The following is a 1,301-nucleotide window of genomic DNA, read 5'->3' as shown; positions in this document are numbered from 1 at the left end:
GCTGCGAATAACCTCAGGGCCGCCGGGCTGGCGGCATCTGCCTGCGGAGCTGGTGTGAGACCTCAACGGAAGTCCTCCCGGACGGGGCGACCGGCAATGAAACAGGAAGGTCACGGGGTGACCCGTGACGAGGCTGTGGCCTCGGACCACCGGTAGGTGGTTCCGTAATTCCCCTCCTTGAGGAGGGAGAAGAAGTCAACGCTCCTCCATGTGTCAACGTCTGCTGTCAAGTCTGGCCAACCGGTCTGACAGAACGCTGACAGCGCCTGACGGAGAAACCTCCAGGAAACGGACGTCTTCGTCAGCGCGTGTCAGGGCGTGCGCCTTCCGTCGGCGGCCCGCGGTGGAAGGGGCGGGCGCGGGGCGAGGCCCTAGACTCGTGCGCGTGATGGACACCCCCGCAACCCCCGGCCCCCAGGAGCCGCCGCGACCCTCCGGGCACGAGGCGACCGCGCGGCTGCGTCCGCCGCTGCGCCGCGTGAGCGGCCGGGCGATCGGTGTGTGGACCCTGCGCCTGATGTTCGCCAGCGTGGTCGTCCTGCTCATGCTGTCGGCGGTCGCCTGGGCGGCCTCGTCGCTGGACTGGGCGTGGATCCCCCCGTGGGCGAGGGACAACGCCTGGCTGCTGCCGGGGGTCTACGCGCTCTACGCCCTGGTCAGGATCGCCGTCGTCCCCTCGTGGAGGTACCGGGTGCACCGCTGGGAGGTGGCCGGGGACGTCATCTACACCCGGGCTGGCTGGGTCAGCCGCTCCTGGCAGCTGGTCCCGGTCAACCGCCTGCAGACGGTGGACCACACGCAGGGGTGGCTGGAGCGCCTGTTCGGCGTGGCGACGCTGGAGGTGCAGACCGCCTCCTACGCCGGGTCGTCCACGATCGAGGGGCTGGACGCCGAGGAGGCGCGCCTGCTGAGCGAGGAACTGGCCGTGCGCGCCGGTACGCTGCGGGACGACGCGACCTGATGGACGGACACGGCGAACACCACGGCCCGCCGGACCCGGCCGGGCCCGACGACCACGGCGGCTGGGTCGCCCCCGGAAGCGGCCCCGCGCACTCGGACCGGGGTGCGGAGGAGGCCGCCGACCCCCGGGCTCCCTGGAGCCCCGGCTCCCACGCGACCCGGGGCTCAGGGCCCGAAGCGTCCTGGAGCCCCGGCGCCCACACGCCCACGGGCTCCGGCGCCCACGCCTTCCAGGACCCGGGCGCCCACGCGCTCCCCGGCCCCGAGACACCCCCGGAGCCCGGACGGGAGCGTCCCGACGGCCCCCGCGACTGGTGGGGCGGGCAGGACGGCGGGGGCGC

Annotated in this window: 1 protein-coding gene and 2 pseudogenes; all 3 read left to right on the top strand. The window is 73.6% G+C overall.

From position 1 onward, the window contains the following. A pseudogene (locus DQW06_RS29710) lies at window positions 1-156 on the top strand (RNA-guided endonuclease TnpB family protein); the annotation flags it as partial. Between the two features lie 232 nt (window positions 157-388). Beyond that, window positions 389-961 (top strand): PH domain-containing protein, encoded by a 573-nt coding sequence (locus DQW06_RS26020; RefSeq protein ID WP_081461781.1) that lies wholly within the window; start codon window positions 389-391, stop codon window positions 959-961. Then, window positions 961-1,301 (top strand): annotated as a pseudogene (locus DQW06_RS29705) (hypothetical protein); the annotation flags it as partial. The gene DQW06_RS26020 and the pseudogene DQW06_RS29705, both read left to right, overlap by 1 nt.

Source organism: Nocardiopsis sp. TNDT3, assembly GCF_003427465.1.
Classification (GTDB): domain Bacteria; phylum Actinomycetota; class Actinomycetes; order Streptosporangiales; family Streptosporangiaceae; genus Nocardiopsis; species Nocardiopsis dassonvillei.
This window is presented reverse-complemented; position numbering and strand designations above follow the sequence as displayed.

Bases quoted from the DNA above. Each gene is read 5' to 3' on its own strand.
- DQW06_RS26020 (WP_081461781.1), top strand. From the start codon at position 389: ATGGACACCCCCGCAACCCCCGGCCCCCAGGAGCCGCCGCGACCCTCC.